The 16393-nt window shown below is 70.1% G+C and carries 15 protein-coding genes and 1 pseudogene; 13 read left to right on the top strand and 3 right to left on the bottom strand.

What is annotated here, in order from left to right; translation table 11 throughout:
- The 3 genes from IEZ21_RS23860 to IEZ21_RS23850 all read left to right on the top strand — a co-directional run.
- Window positions 1-664, top strand: a 664-nt coding sequence (locus IEZ21_RS23860) for a S1C family serine protease (protein ID WP_189323948.1), incomplete at its 5' end; no start/stop codon positions are given.
- Between the two features lie 19 nt (window positions 665-683).
- Window positions 684-1376 (top strand): response regulator transcription factor, encoded by a 693-nt coding sequence (locus IEZ21_RS23855; protein ID WP_033323499.1) that lies wholly within the window; start codon window positions 684-686, stop codon window positions 1374-1376.
- Complete coding sequence (locus IEZ21_RS23850) at window positions 1373-2629, top strand: sensor histidine kinase (RefSeq protein WP_078492020.1); 1257 nt, start codon at window positions 1373-1375, stop codon at window positions 2627-2629. Before IEZ21_RS23855 ends, IEZ21_RS23850 begins: the two co-directional genes overlap by 4 nt.
- Window positions 2630-2746: 117 nt before the next feature.
- On the opposite strand, the gene IEZ21_RS23845 is transcribed toward IEZ21_RS23850, so the two are convergent.
- Complete coding sequence (locus tag IEZ21_RS23845) at window positions 2747-3418, bottom strand: lysophospholipid acyltransferase family protein (RefSeq protein WP_033324850.1); 672 nt, start codon at window positions 3416-3418, stop codon at window positions 2747-2749.
- 329 nt (window positions 3419-3747) lie between these two features.
- On the opposite strand from IEZ21_RS23845, the gene IEZ21_RS23840 reads away from it, so the two are divergent.
- The 3 genes from IEZ21_RS23840 to IEZ21_RS23830 all read left to right on the top strand — a co-directional run bounded on the left by IEZ21_RS23840 (window position 3748) and on the right by IEZ21_RS23830 (window position 6098).
- On the top strand, window positions 3748-4908 hold the full coding sequence (locus IEZ21_RS23840; RefSeq protein ID WP_189323947.1) for a glycerophosphodiester phosphodiesterase: 1161 nt from the start codon (window positions 3748-3750) through the stop codon (window positions 4906-4908).
- 100 nt (window positions 4909-5008) lie between these two features.
- On the top strand, window positions 5009-5536 hold the full coding sequence (locus IEZ21_RS23835; RefSeq protein ID WP_189323946.1) for an RNA polymerase sigma factor: 528 nt from the start codon (window positions 5009-5011) through the stop codon (window positions 5534-5536).
- 58 nt (window positions 5537-5594) lie between these two features.
- Window positions 5595-6098 carry a GNAT family N-acetyltransferase gene (locus IEZ21_RS23830; protein WP_189323945.1) on the top strand — a complete coding sequence of 168 codons (504 nt, stop codon included), beginning with the start codon at window positions 5595-5597 and terminating at the stop codon, window positions 6096-6098.
- Here the strand turns inward: IEZ21_RS23830 and IEZ21_RS23825 are convergent.
- Together IEZ21_RS23825 and IEZ21_RS23820 are read right to left on the bottom strand one after the other, a co-directional pair.
- Window positions 6095-6541, bottom strand: coding sequence for a hypothetical protein (locus tag IEZ21_RS23825; protein WP_373302280.1), 447 nt, complete (start codon window positions 6539-6541; stop codon window positions 6095-6097). The two genes, IEZ21_RS23830 and IEZ21_RS23825, sit on opposite strands and share 4 nt — an antisense overlap.
- Window positions 6522-6881, bottom strand: coding sequence for a hypothetical protein (locus tag IEZ21_RS23820; RefSeq protein WP_033324857.1), 360 nt, complete (start codon window positions 6879-6881; stop codon window positions 6522-6524). Before IEZ21_RS23820 ends, IEZ21_RS23825 begins: the two co-directional genes overlap by 20 nt.
- Before the next feature lie 106 nt (window positions 6882-6987).
- On the opposite strand from IEZ21_RS23820, the pseudogene IEZ21_RS23815 reads away from it, so the two are divergent.
- The 7 genes and pseudogenes from IEZ21_RS23815 to cobT all read left to right on the top strand — a co-directional run.
- Window positions 6988-7125 (top strand): annotated as a pseudogene (locus tag IEZ21_RS23815) (HAD family hydrolase); the annotation flags it as partial.
- A gap of 393 nt (window positions 7126-7518) precedes the next feature.
- Window positions 7519-8562 (top strand): methionine ABC transporter ATP-binding protein, encoded by a 1044-nt coding sequence (locus IEZ21_RS23810; RefSeq protein ID WP_189323943.1) that lies wholly within the window; start codon window positions 7519-7521, stop codon window positions 8560-8562.
- Window positions 8559-9341, top strand: a complete 783-nt coding sequence (locus tag IEZ21_RS23805) for a methionine ABC transporter permease (RefSeq protein ID WP_189323942.1) — start codon at window positions 8559-8561, stop codon at window positions 9339-9341. The genes IEZ21_RS23810 and IEZ21_RS23805 overlap by 4 nt, the downstream gene beginning before the upstream one ends.
- 98 nt (window positions 9342-9439) lie before the next feature.
- Window positions 9440-10279: a MetQ/NlpA family ABC transporter substrate-binding protein gene (locus tag IEZ21_RS23800; protein WP_189323941.1), complete on the top strand. Its 840-nt coding sequence runs from the start codon at window positions 9440-9442 to the stop codon at window positions 10277-10279.
- 132 nt (window positions 10280-10411) lie between these two features.
- Window positions 10412-11047 (top strand): GNAT family N-acetyltransferase, encoded by a 636-nt coding sequence (locus IEZ21_RS23795; RefSeq protein WP_189323940.1) that lies wholly within the window; start codon window positions 10412-10414, stop codon window positions 11045-11047.
- Window positions 11048-11171: 124 nt separating this feature from the next.
- Window positions 11172-12383 (top strand): precorrin-6y C5,15-methyltransferase (decarboxylating) subunit CbiE, encoded by a 1212-nt coding sequence (gene cbiE, locus IEZ21_RS23790; RefSeq protein ID WP_189323939.1) that lies wholly within the window; start codon window positions 11172-11174, stop codon window positions 12381-12383.
- Window positions 12384-12716: 333 nt separating this feature from the next.
- Window positions 12717-16283, top strand: a complete 3567-nt coding sequence (gene cobT / locus IEZ21_RS23785; RefSeq protein WP_189323938.1) for a nicotinate-nucleotide--dimethylbenzimidazole phosphoribosyltransferase — start codon at window positions 12717-12719, stop codon at window positions 16281-16283.
- Window positions 16284-16393: the final 110 nt, after the last annotated feature.

Here is a 16393-nt window from a genome sequence, read left to right as displayed (position 1 = left end):
GGCGGGATACGCGGCCGGAGGCTTCGGCGAGGCGGGCTCCGACGAGCCCGCCGCCGCGCAGGACGTCGGTGGGCTCGAAGCCGTCGCCGCGCGGGTGCTGCCCAGTGTGGTGTCGATCCAGACGGACGACGGGCAGGGCTCCGGGTTCGTGTTCGACGAGCGTGGCCGGATCCTTACCAACGCCCATGTGGTGGCGGGCAGTTCGGAGGTGTCGATCGAGTTGCAGGACGGCCGGAGGCTTCGTGCGGACGTACTCGGCGACGATCGCGCCAACGACGTGGCCGTCCTCGAACCCGAGACGGCACGCGGTCTGCGCGCCGCCGATCTCGCCACCGGCGCCCGGCCCGGCGTGGGCGACACCGTCCTCGCCATCGGCTCCCCGCTCGGTCTGAGCGGAACCGTCACCTCCGGCATCGTCAGCGCCCTCGACCGCTCCGTACGGCTCGGCGAGGGCGGCGAACGACGCCCCGCCCTGCAGACCGACGCGTCGATCAACCCGGGAAACTCCGGCGGACCCCTGGTGGACGCAAGGGGGCGCGTCATCGGCATCAATACGGCGATCGCGACGTTGGACCAGCAGCGCGGTGGTTCCATAGGCATCGGCTTCGCCATACCGGTGGCCGACGCGAGGGAAGCCGCGCAGGCGATCATCGACGGAAGCTAGCGGCAGGGGGTGGAGCACCATGAGGCTCCTGGTGGTCGAGGACGAAGAAGACCTGGTCGTCGCGCTCAAGGTCGGCCTCGTCAGGGCCGGGTACGCCGTCGACGTCGCCCCGGACGTCGACACGGCCACGGAGAAGCTGGCCGTGAACGACTACGACCTGGTCCTGCTGGACCTCAATCTGCCGGACGGCGACGGGTTCTCGGTGTGCCGGGCGGTACGGGCGACCCAGGGCGGCCCGCGCATCCTGATGCTCACCGCCCGCGACCGGCTCGCCGACCGGGTCCGCGGACTCGACGAGGGCGCCGACGACTACCTGGTGAAACCCTTCATGCTGCCCGAACTCCTCGCCCGTATCCGCGCCCTGCTGCGCCGCGAGGACGGCGGCACCTCGGTCGTCGAGGTAGGCGAACTCCGCCTGGACACCGCCCGCTTCGAGGCCTTCCGTGGGGACCGCCCGCTCCACCTCACGCCCAAGGAGTTCGGCGTCCTGCACTATCTGATGACCCGCCCCGGCCGCGTCGTACCGGCCGAGGAACTGCTCGAACACGTCTGGGACGAGAACGCCGACCCGTTCACCAACACCGTGCGGGTCACGGTCGGCTCCCTGCGCCGGAAGATCACCGGAGACGAGGAGCCCCTCATCGAGACGGTGATCCGGCAGGGCTACCGGCTCAAGGAGGACAACGAGCCCAGGGAGGACGCTGCGGGATGACCGGCCACCATCGCCGGGGCGGGCTGAGCGCCGCACTCCGGCTCGTACGGGCGAAGCTGCGCCTGCCTGCCTTCACCCACACCATCCGCTTCCGGCTCACCGTCCTCTACTCCGGCCTGCTGTTCGTCCTCACCGCCCTCGTCCTCGGCGCGACGTACTTCGTGGTCGAGCGCAGCGGCGAGGCGCACCCCGTCAGCGATCAGTTCCGGGCGAAGAAGTACGTGAACGGCGTCTACTGGGGCGAGGTCGACGCCGTGAAGCTCAAGGAGGTCGAGGCCGCCGTCAACTACGCCACCTTGGACAACCTCCGCAGCTCCTCCTTCGTCGTACTCGGCGGCCTCGGCGTCACCAGCCTCGCCATCGGCTGGATCCTCTCCGGCCGCGTACTGCGTCCCGTACGGGCCATCTCCCGTACGGCCGCCGACATCCAGGCCACCGACCTCTCACAGCGCATCCGGCTGGATGGGCCGAAAGACGAACTGCGCGACCTCGCCGACACCATCGACTCCATGCTCGACCGGGTCGACGAGGCCTTCCGCGCCCAGCGCCAGCTCATCGACGACGCCTCGCACGAACTGCGCAGCCCGCTCGCCATCATCCGCGCCAACCTGGACGCGGTGCTGACCACCGAGGAGTCCGACGAGGCGGAACGCAGGGCCGCCGCCCGCAGCGTGGACCGCGCCACGACCCGTATGACACGGCTGGTCGAGGACCTGCTGGCGACGGCCCGCCGTACCGCACCCGCGCTCGCCGACGCCGACGTGGACCTGGCGGCGGCGGCCGGCGAGGCCTGCGAGGAGTTCGTGCCACTCGCAGCGGAGCGCGGTCTCGTCCTGCACCGCCGCCTCGCCACCGGCCTGACGGTCATCGGCGACCACGACGCGCTGCGACGCGCGATCGGCAACCTGCTCTCCAACGCCGTACGGCTCGCCCCGCCCGGCACCCGCATCACGGTCTCGACGGGCCGCCAGGACGGTTGGCTGTGGACGTCCGTCCAGGACGAGGGACCCGGCATCCTCGACGACGACCAGGCCCGGGTCTTCGACCGCTTCTGGCGCGCGAAGGGCAACGGCGGCGGACGCGACCGGCACGCGGGCCTCGGCCTCGCCATCGTGCGCCAGATCGTGGAGTCCCACGGCGGCCAGATCCGCCTGTTCTCCCGGATGGGAGAGGGCTCGACGTTCGTCCTGTGGTTCCCGGCACCGGGTGCCGAGCAAGTTGATGGTGGGCCGCCGGAAGAAAGGCCAACCTGACTACGCGACGTTCAGGGGCGCCCCGTAAGGGGCGCGGGGAACTGCGCGACAAGCCACGACGGACCCGCAGTCGACTAAGCACCTTGTAGGGCCCGGCGCTTAGTCGCTCCAGAGCGCTTACGCCGCTTTGGCTTTGGTGGCGTACATGTCGACGTACTCCTGCCCCGACAAACGCATGACCTCCGCCATCACCGAATCGGTGACGGCACGCAGCACGTACCGGTCGCGATCCATGCCCTCGTACCGCGAGAACTCCATCGCCTCGCCGAAGCGAACCGTGACGCGCCCGGGGCGCGGAATACCCGCGCCGCCCGGCTGGAGCTTGTCGGTGCCGATCATCGCGAACGGGACGACCGGGGCGCCGGTCATCAGGGTCAGGCGCGCGATGCCCGTACGACCGCGGTAGAGGCGGCCGTCGGGGGAACGGGTGCCCTCCGGATAGATGCCGAAGATCCGGCCCTCCTCCAGGACACGGCGGCCGGTCATCAGTGCCGCGACCCCGCCGTTCGCGCCGTCCCGGTCCACCGGGATCATGCCGACACCGGTGAAGAACCAGGCCATCAGGCGGCCCTTCAGCCCCTTCCCGGTGACGTACTCGTCCTTGCCGATGAAGAAGACCTGACGGTTGCAGACCAGCGGCAGCACGATCGAGTCGATGAACGTGAGGTGGTTGCCGGCCAGGATGACCGGTCCTGAACCAGGGATGTGCTCCACGCCTTCCACCCGTGGGCGGAACATCAGGCGCATGATCGGTCCGAGCAGTGCCTTGATGAGCGCGAAGCGGGACAACGGGCCCTCCGGTGTCAAGGAAAAGGGATAAGTCTCTGCAGGTGAGGACGATACTCGCGGTCCCCGGGGTGTTGCACACCGGGTTCACGGAGTGGATACGCAGTGTCGCTACTTGTTTACCTTGGGTGTCGCGCTGTTGCACGCCCGACACCTGCACGAGATGTGTGAGGAACGCCGCATCCGTCAGACCGAGGTCCCGTCAACTCGCGCACCGCATACGACACTCAGCATCATCCGCGTGTTCCGTCCCAGGTCTCCCACCCGTCACCCAAGGGCACCTACGATCGTCCGGGTTTGGCAGGTGCAGGGCAGCAACGTGAGGAGTGCTCATGGGGACGCAGGGATCGGACGAGCAGGGTCGGGGCACGAGACGGCGGGCGCTGCTCGGGGCCGCGGTGCTGGGCGCGGGCGGAGCGGCCCTCGGGGTGCCCGGCACGGCCACAGCCGCCGAACGGCACGGCGGCGGGGGCTACAGGAGCCTGCCGGTGCCGACGATCATCGGGCACCGCGGGGCCAGCGGCTACCGGCCGGAGCACACCCTCGGCGCGTACCAGCTGGCCCTCGACATGGGCGCGCACGTCATCGAGCAGGACCTCGTCCCCACCAAGGACGGCCACCTCGTGTGCCGCCACGAGAACGACATCACCGGCACCACCGACGTCGCGGACCACCCCGAGTTCGCCGGCCGCAGGACGACGAAGAGCGTCGACGGCGTGTCCTTCACTGGCTGGTTCACCGAGGACTTCACGCTCGCCGAGCTGAAGACACTGCGCGCCAAGGAGCGCATCCCGGGCAATCGCCAGCGCAACACGCTGTACGACGGCCGCTGGGACATCCCCACCTTCGAAGAGGTCCTGCGCTGGGCCGAGCGCGAGGGCAAGAAGCGCGGCAAGGAGGTGTGGCTGCACGTCGAGACGAAGCACCCCACCTACTTCCGGGGCCTTGGCCTGGGTCTTGAGGAGCGGCTCGCCAAGCTGCTGCGCAAGTACGGCAAGCACAAGAAGAACGCGCCTGTCTTCCTCCAGTCCTTCGAGCCCAGCAGCATCCAGCGGCTGAACAAGCTGGTCGACAACCCGCTCGTCGTGCTGCTGTCCTCCGCGAACAGCCGCCCCTGGGACTTCGTCCAGGCAGGAGACCCGCGCACCGTCGCCGACCTCGTCAAGCCCGAGGGCCTGAAGTGGATCGCCTCGTACGCGCAGGGCCTCGGCCCCACCCTCGACCTGATCATTCCGAAGGACGCGAGCGGCAAGCTCACCAGGCCGACCACCCTCGTCGAGGACGCGCACGACGCGGGTCTGATCCTGCACCCGTACACGATGCGCAACGAAAACACCTTCCTGCCCGCCGACTTCAGGAAGGGCACGGACCCGAACGCCTACGGCGATGTCTTCGGCGCCTTCCAGGTCTACTTCGAGACCGGCATCGACGGCGTCTTCACCGACAACCCGGACACCGGACTCCTCGCCCGCGAGGACTTCGTCAACGGCTGAGGTCAACGGCCGAGCCCCGATGCGCCGGTTGGGGTGATAAACGGTCGCTCCGGGCAACCTCTCCCGGGGCGACCTCGTCGTGCCGCATATGACGCATGACATGTCTGCCACGGATATGGCGGCCACGCACAGGTCCGCCACGGGCATGGTCGCCGTGCTCAGTCCGCTGCTCGCCGCCGAAGCCTCCGCAGAGGCGCACGCCTCCGGGGCCGAGCCCGGCGACCTCGAACAGGCCGTCTGGCTGCGGCTCCTGGAGCGCCTCGACGCGGACGGCCCGCCCGCCGACCCCGCCGACTGGCTGCGCGTCGCCGTCCGCACCGAGGCCCGCCGCAGTCGGCGCACCGCGAGCATCGAGCTGCCGTACGCCACCGAGCCCGCCGACGAGAGCGGACCGGACCCGGAGCAACTCGCGCTCACCGCCGCCCGACGCCGCGCCCTGCACTCCGCTGTACGCCGGCTCCCCGGCCGCTGCCCGCGTCTGATGGCGGCGCTCTTGTCCCCGCAAGACCTGACATACCGGGAGATCGCGGGGGAGTTGGGTATCTCACAGGGAAGTCTCGGTCCGGAACGTTCCAGATGTCTTGGATGTCTGCGTCGAATGCTCACCGAGGAGGTTGCGTCCCGGTGAGCGCGGGGATAGGAGTGAGGGACAACCGGCGGAGCAGGTGAGCGGGAGGCATGCACACATGGGCATGAGCGTGACCATCTCGGGGGCGACCGAGCAGGACGCCGAACAGATCCTCAAACTGCAGTTCCTCTGCTACCAGAGCGAGGCCGAGCTGTACGGCGACTACAGCATCGAGCCCCTCACCCAGTCCCTCGCCTCCCTCAAGGCGGAGCTGGCGAGCGGCACGGTCCTGGTGGCCCGGCTCGGCGACGAGGTGGTGGCCTCGGTGCGCGGCGCCGTGGACGCGGACGGGACGGCGCGCATCGACAAGCTGATCGTTCACCCGCGTATGCAGCGGCACGGCCTGGGCGGACGGCTGCTCGACGCCATCGAGGCGAGGCTCTCCGACGGCGGCGCGGTCAAGAGCTTCCAGCTGTTCACCGGGCACCGCAGCGAGCACAACCTCCAGCTGTACCGGAGGCACGGCTATGAGGCCGTGGCCAGGAGGCACGTCCACGAGCGGCTCACGTTGGTGACGCTGGCCAAGCCCGTCGAGGCGGGCGCGTTCGTGGCGAGCGCCTAACTCCGCTCCCCGGTACGCGCCTTGCGCAGCCAGAACATCGCCGTCACCGGGAGCAGCACGGGGATGAACAAGTACCCCATGCCGTAGTCCGACCACACCGTGGCGTCGGGGAAGGCGGACGGGTCCACGAGGGTCCAGGTGCCCACGGTCAGTACGCCCACGAGCTCGGCGGCGCAGCACACCAGCGCCGCCTTGCGGGCCGTTTCGCCGCCGCGGACCAGGGAGTACGTGATGAAGCCGTACACGAGGCCCGCGACCGCGGAGAGCGAGTAGGCGAGCGGCGCCTTGTCGAACTCCGTCGCGATCTGCACGACGGAGCGCGAGACGGCGCCGACGACCATCACGCCGTACAGCCAGACCAGCAGCATGCCCGGACCGCTGATGAGCCGTGTCCGCGCGGGCTTCTCCTCGGTCACAGGCACCTCAGCCTCCCCAGATGTCATAGAGCCGCACCTGAAGCACGGCGAGCACCACACCGCCGGCCGCGACCGTCACCGAGCCCCAACGGGTGCGCTCCGCAAGCGACATGAAGCCCGCCGCCGGGATGCAGGCGAACGCGCCGACCAGATACGCCACGAAGATCGTCGTTCCCTGCTCCGGCTTCTCGCCGCGCGCCAGCTGGACGATCCCGACCACCATCTGCACCAGGGCGAGCAGTGACACCACCGCCATACCGATGAAGTGCCAGTCCTTCGTCGGCTGGTCGCGATAGGCGGCCCAGCCGCACCACGCGGCGAGCACGAGCGCGGCGACGGCCGTGGCGACCGTCAGGGCATCAAGCATGACGCGACCCTATTACGGGCCAAAAGACCCGATGGGGGAGGGTCCCGGAGGCCGTCGTACGCATCGGGCAGCTGGAGGTCGAGGACGTGGCGGGCGGCGTGCATCTGCTGCCGGGACGACCACCGTGGCATTGACCACAACCCACCAGGCCGTCGAGCCGGTCGCGGACGTCGTGGCCGAGGACCTCTCTGCCGTGTCGGCGCTGGTCATGGGCGCGGGACTGGAGATCTCCGTCAGGGTCTGACGCGTGTCCACCGCTGTCCGCGATGCGGACAGCGGTTCCGGGTCACGTGCGTACGTGTGATTCACTTTTTTCATGACCACGACGAGCAGCCGCATCCTTGCGACCGAGGCGACCATGACGCCCGGTGCTCGCTGTATGTGTCGAATGTGCGCCTTCTAGAGGCCCCTGCACCATCTGAGGGCCTCGCGCCCCGAAGCGAGACCGCTCACGTCTGCCCGTACGACCTTCTCGTACGCGACTGAGCCTGCCCCGCGCACGCAGTTCTGCCGAAGCCCGGAGTTCTCCGAGGCCCGGCTTTCATCGCCACCGCGAGAACCGTGCCGCGTTCCCACCGAATGCACCCGTGCCCGGCGCACACCCACGCCCTGCACACGACAGTGACGGAAAACCCCAGTGATCACGACATCAGGCCTCACGAAGATTTATCGGGCGCACCGTTCGCGCGGCCGAGAAGTCCTCGCCCTCGACGGCGTCGATCTGCACGTCCGCGAAGGCGAGGTGTACGGCGTCATCGGACAGTCCGGCGCCGGCAAGTCCTCCCTCATCCGCTGCGTCAACCTCCTGGAGCGCCCCACCGCCGGCACCGTGACCGTCGCCGGGCAGGACCTCACGGCCCTGGCCGGGCGCGGTCCGCGCGCCGGCAGGGAGCTGCGGAAGGCGCGCAGCCACATCGGCATGGTTTTCCAGCACTTCAACCTGCTGTCCTCGCGGACCGTCCAGGACAACGTCGAGCTGCCGCTGGAAATCCTCGGCACGTCAGGGAAGGAACGCTCCCGCAAGGCGCTCGAACTGCTCGACCTGGTCGGCCTCTCCGACAAGGCCAAGGCCTACCCGGCCCAGCTCTCCGGCGGCCAGAAGCAGCGTGTCGGCATCGCCCGCGCCCTGGCCGGCGACCCGAAGGTGCTCCTCTCCGACGAGGCGACCAGTGCCCTCGACCCCGAGACCACCCGCTCCATCCTCCAGCTGCTGCGCGACCTGAACCGGCAACTGGGCCTGACCGTCCTGCTCATCACGCACGAGATGGACGTCGTCAAGACCATCTGCGACTCGGCCGCCCTCATGGAGAAGGGGCAGATCGTCGAGTCCGGCACCGTCAGCGAACTGCTCGCCACCCCCGGCTCCGAACTGGCCGCCGCGCTCTTCCCGGTGAGCGGCGACGCCTCCGCCGACGACCGCACGGTCATCGACGTCACCTTCCACGGTGACGCCGCGACCCAGCCGGTCATCTCGCAGCTCTCGCGCACCTACAACATCGACATCTCGATCCTCGGCGCCGCGATGGACACCGTCGGCGGCAAGCAGGTCGGCCGGATGCGTATCGAACTATCCGGCCGCTACGAGGAGAACGTCCTGCCGATCGGCTTCCTGCGTGAGCAGGGACTCCGGATCGACGTCCTGGGCAAGGAGCCCCTGCTGGTGAAGGAAGGTGCCAAGTGACCTGGTCCGAAATGCAACCGCTGCTGGAGCAGGCCAGTTGGGACACCCTCTACATGGTCGGCTGGTCCACGGTCATCGCCATCGTCGGCGGTCTGCCGCTGGGCATCCTGCTGGTCCTCACGGACAAGGGCGGCCTGCTGCAGAACACCGTGCTGAACAAGGTCATCGGGCAGATCGTGAACGTCGCCCGCTCGATGCCCTTCATCATCCTGATGGTCGCGCTGATGGGCTTCACCCGCTCGATCACCGGCACCACCATCGGCCGCGAGGCCGCCATCGTGCCGCTCGCGATCGGCGCGATCCCGTTCTTCGCCCGGCTCGTTGAGACGGCTGTCCGCGAAGTGGACGGCGGGCTCGTCGAGGCCGTGCAGTCGATGGGCGGCAACACCTGGACCGTCGTCCGCAAGGTACTCGTCCCCGAATCGCTGCCGTCGCTGATCTCCAGCACCACCACGACGATCGTCGCGCTCATCGGCTACTCCGCGATGGCCGGCACGGTCGGCGCCGGCGGCCTCGGCGACATCGCCATCCGCTACGGCTACCAGCGCTTCGAGACCGAACTGATGTGGATCACGGTCGCCATCCTCGCCGTGGTCATCTCCCTCATCCAGTTCGTCGGCGACTACGCCGCACGTGGGCTGCACCGCCGCGGCGGACAGTCCGGCGCCGCCCCGCGGCTGCGGCTGCTGAAGGCCAGGGCGCCGGCGAACTCCGGGGCGACCGGCACCGAGTCACCCGCCGCCGAAGCGCCCGCGGCCGACGTCAGCAAGGTCGCCTGACGCCTCGTACGACCCCTCCCATACGTCCCCACCCCACCCGCAGATGTCCCCGCCCACCCTTCGCGGGGTCGCTCCACCCATCAGGAAAGGCACTTTTCGTGCGTAACACCGCCAAGATCACCACCGCCGTCCTCGCCGCCGGAGCCCTCACCCTGGGACTCACCGCCTGCGGCTCGGAGGAGGCCTCCGGCTCCGACTCAGACGCGAGCGGACCGCTGGTCGTCGCCGCCAGCCCGATCCCGCACGCCGAGATCCTCACCTACGTCAAGGACAACCTGGCGAAGGACGCGGGCCTCGACCTGGAGGTCAAGGAGTTCACCGACTACGTCACGCCCAACACGGCGACCGAGGACGGGTCCGTGACCGCCAACTACTTCCAGAACCAGCCGTACCTCGACGACTTCAACAAGAAGAACGGCACCCACATCGTGCCCGTCGTCACGGTGCACCTGGAGCCGCTCGGCCTCTACTCCAACAAGGTCGAGAAGGCCGACGAGCTGAAGAGCGGCGCGACGGTCGCAGTCCCGAACGACACGGTCAACGAGGCGCGGGCGCTCAAACTGCTCGCGGCCGACGGGACCATCACGCTCAAGGACGGCGCGGGCGACGACGCGACCCCCAAGGACATCGCGAAGAACCCGAAGAACCTCAAGTTCAAGGAGCTGGAGGCGGCCCAGACCCCGCGCTCCCTCGACGACGTCGACGCCGCCGTGATCAACGGCAACTACGCCATCGAGTCCGACCTCAAGCCCGCCGAGGACGCCCTCGTCCTGGAGTCCGCCAAGGACAACCCGTACGGCAACTTCCTCGCCGTCAAGGAGGGCAACGAGGACGACCCGCGCGTCAGGAAGCTCGCCAAGCTCCTGACCTCCGCCGAGGCGAGGAAGTTCATCGAGGACAAGTACCAGGGGTCGGTGCTGCCGGTCACCTCCGGCTGACGCCGCTTCACCTGCACTCACGGAGTCGACTCGTCGACAATGAGTCGACTCCGTGGTGCAGTTCGGTGCTCACATGCTGCATGCTGGGCAGTTCAGCAGGCCCGATGGTCCCTGAAGGTTACGGAGCGGCGCATGACGAACACCTTCCCCGACATCTCCCTCAGCACGGAGCGGTTGGTGCTGCGCCCTCTCGAGGACGATGACGTTTCCGCCCTCACGGAGATGATGAACGACGAGCAGGTCGTCGCCTGGACGTCGGTCCCGCAGTCCTTCACCGAGGACGCCGCCCGCACCTGGATCACCGAGCACGCGCCCGCCGAGCGCACCTCGGGCCGCGGACTCGACCTCGCCGTCACCGAGTTCCTCACCCAGCGTCTGGTCGGCGTCATCCAGCTGAGCAAGGCCGACTGGCACGTACGTGCCACCGAGATGTCGTACATCATCGCGCCCTGGGCACGCGGCGAGGGCTACGCCTCGGAGGCCGCACTCGCCACCGCCCACTGGCTGCTGCGCGACCAGAAGTTCGAGCGCCTGGAGCTGCGTACGGCGGCCGACAACACCGCCTCCCAGCAGGTCGCCCAGAAGATCGGCTGTATCAGCGAGGGCGTCCTGCGCGGCGCCTGTATAGCCAGGACCCGCACGGAGGACGGCGGCTGGGCCGACCTGCGTACGGACTACATCGTATGGAGTCTGCTCCCCGAAGACCTCGACGGCGTCGGCGAGGAGTCCGCCGACTCCAGCGGTTTCATGTACTCCGACTGGAACTGACTGGAACCAAACGGAGGGCGGCCGCCGCGACCCCCGCCCACATCACCACAAGTCACCAGGTACGCTCACGGGGCTCCGCATTCCCCACCACACGACCTGCGAAGACTTCAGGAGACTGACGACGATGGCCGACCGGGTCACGGTGATCGGCTGGGACGGCTCGCCGCTGACCGACGTGGCGCGCTCCGCACTCGGTGCCGCCACACTGGTGGCCGGCGCGGCCCATCATCTGGCGCTGCCCGAGGTGCCCCAGGCCGCCGAACGCATCCGGCTCGGCAGCGTCGCCCTCGCCGCCCGCCGTATCGCCGGACACCGCGGCAGCGCCGTGGTCCTCGCCGACGGTGACCCGGGCTTCTTCGGAGTCGTACGCACCCTGCGCGCCCCCGAGTTCGGTCTCGAGGTCGAAGTGGTGCCCGCGGTCTCCTCGGTGGCCGCCGCCTTCGCCCGTGCCGGAATGCCCTGGGACGACGCCCAGGTGGTCGTCGCCCACCGCCGCACCCTGCGACGCGCGGTGAACGTGTGCCGCGCCCACACCAAGGTCGCCGTCCTCACCTCGCCCGGCGCCGGACCGGCCGAACTCGGACTGCTCCTCGACGGAGTGCACCGCACCTTCGTCATCTGCGAGGAGCTCGGCACCGACCGCGAACAGGTCACGATGCTCACCTCCGACAAGGCCGCCGACCACACCTGGCGCGACCCGAACGTCGTCATCGTCCTGGGTGGGCCCGTGGCCTCGACCGAGCGCGGAGGCTGGATCGCCGGACGCGACCCGGGCGCGGGCCCGCGCGGCTGGGCCCTGCCCGCCGAGGCGTACGGCGGCGCGGTCGGCGAGGGCGAGAACGAGCCGCTGCGCGCCGCTCAACTCGCCCATCTGGGACCGCGCGTGGGCGACCTCGTCTGGGACATCGGCTCCGGCAGCGGCGCCTTCGCCACGGAGGCCGCGCGCTGCGGCGCCGGGGTCATCGCCGTGGACCGTGACCGGAACGCCTGCGCCCGTGCCATGGATGCCGCCCGCCGCTTCGGCGTACAGCTCCAGATCGTGCACGGCACCGCGCCGCACATTCTGGAGAACCTGCCCGAACCCGATGTCGTACGCGTCGGGGGCGGGGGTGCCGCGGTGGTCTCCGCCGTCGCCGACCGGCGCCCCCAGCGGATCGTCACGCACGCCGCGACACGCGACGCGGCCGAACTCATCGGCAGGGACCTGACGGAGCACGGCTATCAGGTCGAGTGCGCGCTTCTGCAGTCCGTCGAACTGGACACCCGCGCCTGGACGGAGAAGGAGCGGAGCGTCGCGTTCCTGCTCACCGGAGTGTTGCCCGACCGCGCCCCGTGATCCTGGTGTCGTACTGCTCGCGGTAGGCTGGCCGATCGTTGTACTGCGTCGGCTTGTCCGAAATTTCGTCGGTCAATGTCCGGAAAACGGCCCCGTTTTGGGGTGCGCGTGGTACAGCGCACCCGGAGGGCGCGCAACGTGGCGCAGTCCACAGCGGGCCGTGGCGGATCACCCTGCCGCGGTGGACGACAGACCGCGACAATGCCTGTCAATGGCTTTGTCGACTGTCGTTCGTGCCGCCTGGCACGCATGCTCGTTCTTCACTGCGGGCGGTCGGTGTGCCGCTCCGGACGAGCAGGTCGTAGAGCACAAACCGATGGGCGAGGGGTACGCATGACCGACACCGGCCAGATCCCGGGCGAGGGACTGCCGGAGAGCGCAGGCATGGTGGAGCAGCCGGGCGCCCAGGCGCCGGGTGCGTACCCCTACCTCTCCGAGACCCCCGCCGAGGACCACGAAGACCTGTTGCTACTGCCGGGCGCCCAGGGCGCCTGGGGCAACGAGGTCCCTCCGCCGCCACCGGCTCCCGTCCCCGAGGTCGTGCATGAGCCCGGGCCGCATGAGATGTCGGGCCGGGACAGCGGATCGGTCGATCTGGGAGGCGTTCGGCTGCCGGAGCCCGAGCCTGCTCCCGAGCCCGCACCTGTGGCCGCTCCCGAACCTGCACGGCAGGCGCCCGCGCCCCGCCGTCCGCTGCACCTCGGTCCGCCGACACCGGACAGCGCCGGGAGCCCGGTGCGTTCGCTGGCCGACCGGGGTCCGGCCGGTGTTCCGGCCGGCCCCGTGGCCGTACGGCAGTCCGGTCCGCCCACGATGGGTCCCGAGTACCTCGACGTTCCGCGCGACGAGATCGCGTTGCAGGGGGCGGCACCTTGGGGGGCCCGGGGCCAGGCGGGCCTTGAGGGGGGCGCCGCAGAAACGGTCGTCCGGGGTGTCGAGGAGGGCGACGGAGCGGGGCCGGGGCAGGGCTCCGAGGGCGTGGGGGTCGGTGAGGTTCCTCAGGTCGGCCAGGAGGCCGGGGCTCCGCAGGTCGTGGAGGAGGCGGTCGGTGAGGGGGCTTCTGGTCCTGATGTCGCCCAGGGCTCCGACGTCGGCCACGGTTCCGAGGCCGTGGAGGCTTCCGCCGACGTGCCGGTGACGGAGTCCGTACCGGTTCCCGAGGTCCAGGGTCCCGCTGAAATCCCGGAAGCCGAGCAGATCCCGCAGGCCGCGGCTCCGGAGGCTGCCTACGTCTCGGATGACGTGCCCGGGGCAACGGAACACCCCGCACAGCAAGGGGAATCGGGACAGTACGAGGAACCCGCACAGCACGAGGAACCCGTACACCTTGCGGCTCCCGCGCAGGCGGCGCACACACCCCAACACGCGGAAGCCGCGCACTTCCAGCCCGTCCCGGCGGTCTCGCACTTCCCGCAGGCGCCCGAGCCCCAGCTGCCTCCGCACGCTACTGAACCGCAACTCCAGGACCACGCCGAGCAGTTCACGGAAGCCGAGCCGCAGGCCTCTGTCACCGGCGCGGACGAGGCAGCGCAGCCCGTGGCCACCGAGGAAGCCGCGCAGTTCGCGGAACACGCGGAGGCATCGGGACAATTCGACGCCCAGGCCCATGCCCCGGCCCCCGCCGAGCCGCAGCAAGCCGCGCTCGCCGACGCCGCTGTACACGCGCAAGCCCTCGAGCAGGCCCAACCCGACCTACCCGACCAATCTCTCGGCCAGTTCGTGCCCGTCGAAGGCACCGTCCCGACGACGCCCCACCTCGCCCCGACACCCCCGCATGCCATGACCATCCCGCCACTCCCAGAGTCGGAGCCTCTCCCGGAGGCGGAGCACCCCGCGGCGGAGGCACCGGCTGCCGAGGAGGAGCCCGCGCCCGCCGCTGCGGAGGCCACTGAACCTACGGCCCCTGAACAACCCGTCGTCACGTTCCCGGCTCCCCGCGAGGTCGAACAGACTGAACCGGTCGCCGCCGAGCCCGAGGCAACTCCCGTACCGAAGCCCACCGTTGAGGACACAGAGGACACCGAGGACGCTGAGGACCCGGCGCAGCAGCAGCCAGTAGCGGCCCAGCAGGCGGAAGACCTGGACACCCGTGCCGCCGCCGATCAAGCCGAGCGAGCCGAGCAGGCAGAGAGCACGGCCCACGTCGTGGAGGTACGCGAGTCCAGCACCCCCGCCGCCCCCGGCTACGACGACGCCGAGCGCGAGGCCGTCCTGCGCGTCATGCGCGAGCGCCGCGACATCCGCAACGGCTTCCGCGGTGATCCCATCCCGCACGAGGTACTGCTCCGCGTGCTGGAGGCGGCGCACACCGCGCCGTCCGTCGGCCACTCCCAGCCCTGGGACTTCGTCGTCATCCGCTCCGCCGACACCCGGCGCACGATGCACGAACTGGCCATGCGCCAGCGCGACGCGTACGCGAAGTCGCTGCCCAAGGGTCGCGCGAAGCAGTTCAAGGAACTGAAGATCGAGGCCATCCTCGACACCCCGGTGAACATCGTCGTCACCGCCGACCCGACCCGCGGCGGCCGCCACACCCTGGGCCGCCACACACAGCCGCAGATGGCCCCGTACTCCTCCGCGCTCGCGGTCGAGAACCTGTGGCTGGCCGCCCGTGCCGAGGGCCTCGGCGTCGGCTGGGTCAGCTTCTTCGACGAGCGCGAGATGGTCCGCACCCTCGGCCTGCCCGAGCACCTGGAGGTCGTGGCGTACCTCTGCGTGGGCTACGTGGACGAATTCCCGGAGGAGCCCGAGTTGCTGCAGGCCGGCTGGTCCAAGCGCCGTCCGCTGTCCTGGGTCGTCCACGAGGAGACGTACGGCCGTCGCGCTCTGCCCGGTGAGGAGCCGCACGACCTGCTCGCCGAGACCGTCTCCAACATCCGCCCGCTGGACGCGAAGGCGCTCGGCGAGGCGTGGGAGCGCCAGAAGCGCATGACGAAGCCCGCGGGCGCGCTCGGCATGCTGGAGATCATCTCCGCGCAGCTGAGTGGCCTGTCCCGGATGTGCCCGCCCCCGATCCCGGAACCGGCCGCCGTCGCGATCTTCGCGGGCGACCACGGCGTGCACGCCCAGGGCGTCACCCCGTGGCCGCAGGAGGTCACCGGCCAGATGGTGGCCAATATCCTGGGCGGGGGAGCGGTCGTCAACGCCTTCGCCAGCCAGGTCGGCACCGAGGTCTGCGTCGTCGACGTGGGAGTCGCCTCCGACCTGCCCGCGACCCCGGGCCTGCTGCCGCGCAAGGTCCGGGCAGGCACCGCCGACATGACGACCGGCCCTGCGCTGACCCGCGAAGAGGTCAAGCAGGCGATCGAGGTGGGCATCGACACGGCCCGCGACCTGGTGGCCGCTGGGAACAAAGCCCTGATCACCGGCGAGATGGGCATCGCGAACACGACCGCCTCCGCCGCTCTGATCGCCGTCTTCACGGACACCGACCCCTCAGAGGTGACCGGCCGCGGCACCGGTATCAACGACGAGACGCTGGCCCGCAAGACCGAGGTCGTACGCCGCGCCATCCAACTCCACCAGCCGGACCCGTCCGACCCCGTCGGCGTCCTCGCCGCGGTCGGCGGCCTCGAACACGCCGCGATGGTCGGCCTGTTGCTCGGCGGCGCGTCCCTGCGTACGCCGGTGATCCTGGACGGCGTGAGCGCCGGCGCCGCCGCCCTGGTGGCCCGCGCCATCGCCCCCGAGGTCCTGGCAGCCTGCATCGCGGGCCACCGCAGCGCCGAACCGGGCCACGTGGCGGCCCTGAACAAACTGGGCCTGCGTCCCCTGGTGGACCTGGACCTCCGCCTGGGCGAGGGCACCGGCGCCCTCCTGGCCCTCCCCATGGTCCAGAGCGCAGCAAGAGCAATGCACGAGGTGGCAACGTTCGACTCGGCGGGGGTAACCGAGAAGTAGTCCGCGCGATCTATGGGCAGTCCGCGCGGTCTGTGGGCAGTCGTTCCGCAGGGCGGAACGGGTGGGCACAGACCACCCACGGGCCCGCACCTGCCCATCCACCCCAGGGG

Origin of the sequence: Streptomyces flaveus (genome assembly GCF_014647675.1) — a bacterium.
Lineage (GTDB): Bacteria > Actinomycetota > Actinomycetes > Streptomycetales > Streptomycetaceae > Streptomyces > Streptomyces flaveus.
This window is presented reverse-complemented; position numbering and strand designations above follow the sequence as displayed.

Coding starts and splice junctions, on each gene's coding strand:
- cobT (WP_189323938.1), top strand. CDS start 12,717: ATGACCGACACCGGCCAGATCCCGGGCGAGGGACTGCCGGAGAGCGCA.
- IEZ21_RS23825 (WP_373302280.1), bottom strand. CDS start 6,541: ATGACATCTGGGGAGGCTGAGGTGCCTGTGACCGAGGAGAAGCCCGCG.
- IEZ21_RS23835 (WP_189323946.1), top strand. CDS start 5,009: ATGTCTGCCACGGATATGGCGGCCACGCACAGGTCCGCCACGGGCATG.
- IEZ21_RS23850 (WP_078492020.1), top strand. CDS start 1,373: ATGACCGGCCACCATCGCCGGGGCGGGCTGAGCGCCGCACTCCGGCTC.
- IEZ21_RS23830 (WP_189323945.1), top strand. CDS start 5,595: ATGGGCATGAGCGTGACCATCTCGGGGGCGACCGAGCAGGACGCCGAA.
- IEZ21_RS23855 (WP_033323499.1), top strand. CDS start 684: ATGAGGCTCCTGGTGGTCGAGGACGAAGAAGACCTGGTCGTCGCGCTC.
- cbiE (WP_189323939.1), top strand. CDS start 11,172: ATGGCCGACCGGGTCACGGTGATCGGCTGGGACGGCTCGCCGCTGACC.
- IEZ21_RS23795 (WP_189323940.1), top strand. CDS start 10,412: ATGACGAACACCTTCCCCGACATCTCCCTCAGCACGGAGCGGTTGGTG.
- IEZ21_RS23820 (WP_033324857.1), bottom strand. CDS start 6,881: ATGCTTGATGCCCTGACGGTCGCCACGGCCGTCGCCGCGCTCGTGCTC.
- IEZ21_RS23840 (WP_189323947.1), top strand. CDS start 3,748: ATGGGGACGCAGGGATCGGACGAGCAGGGTCGGGGCACGAGACGGCGG.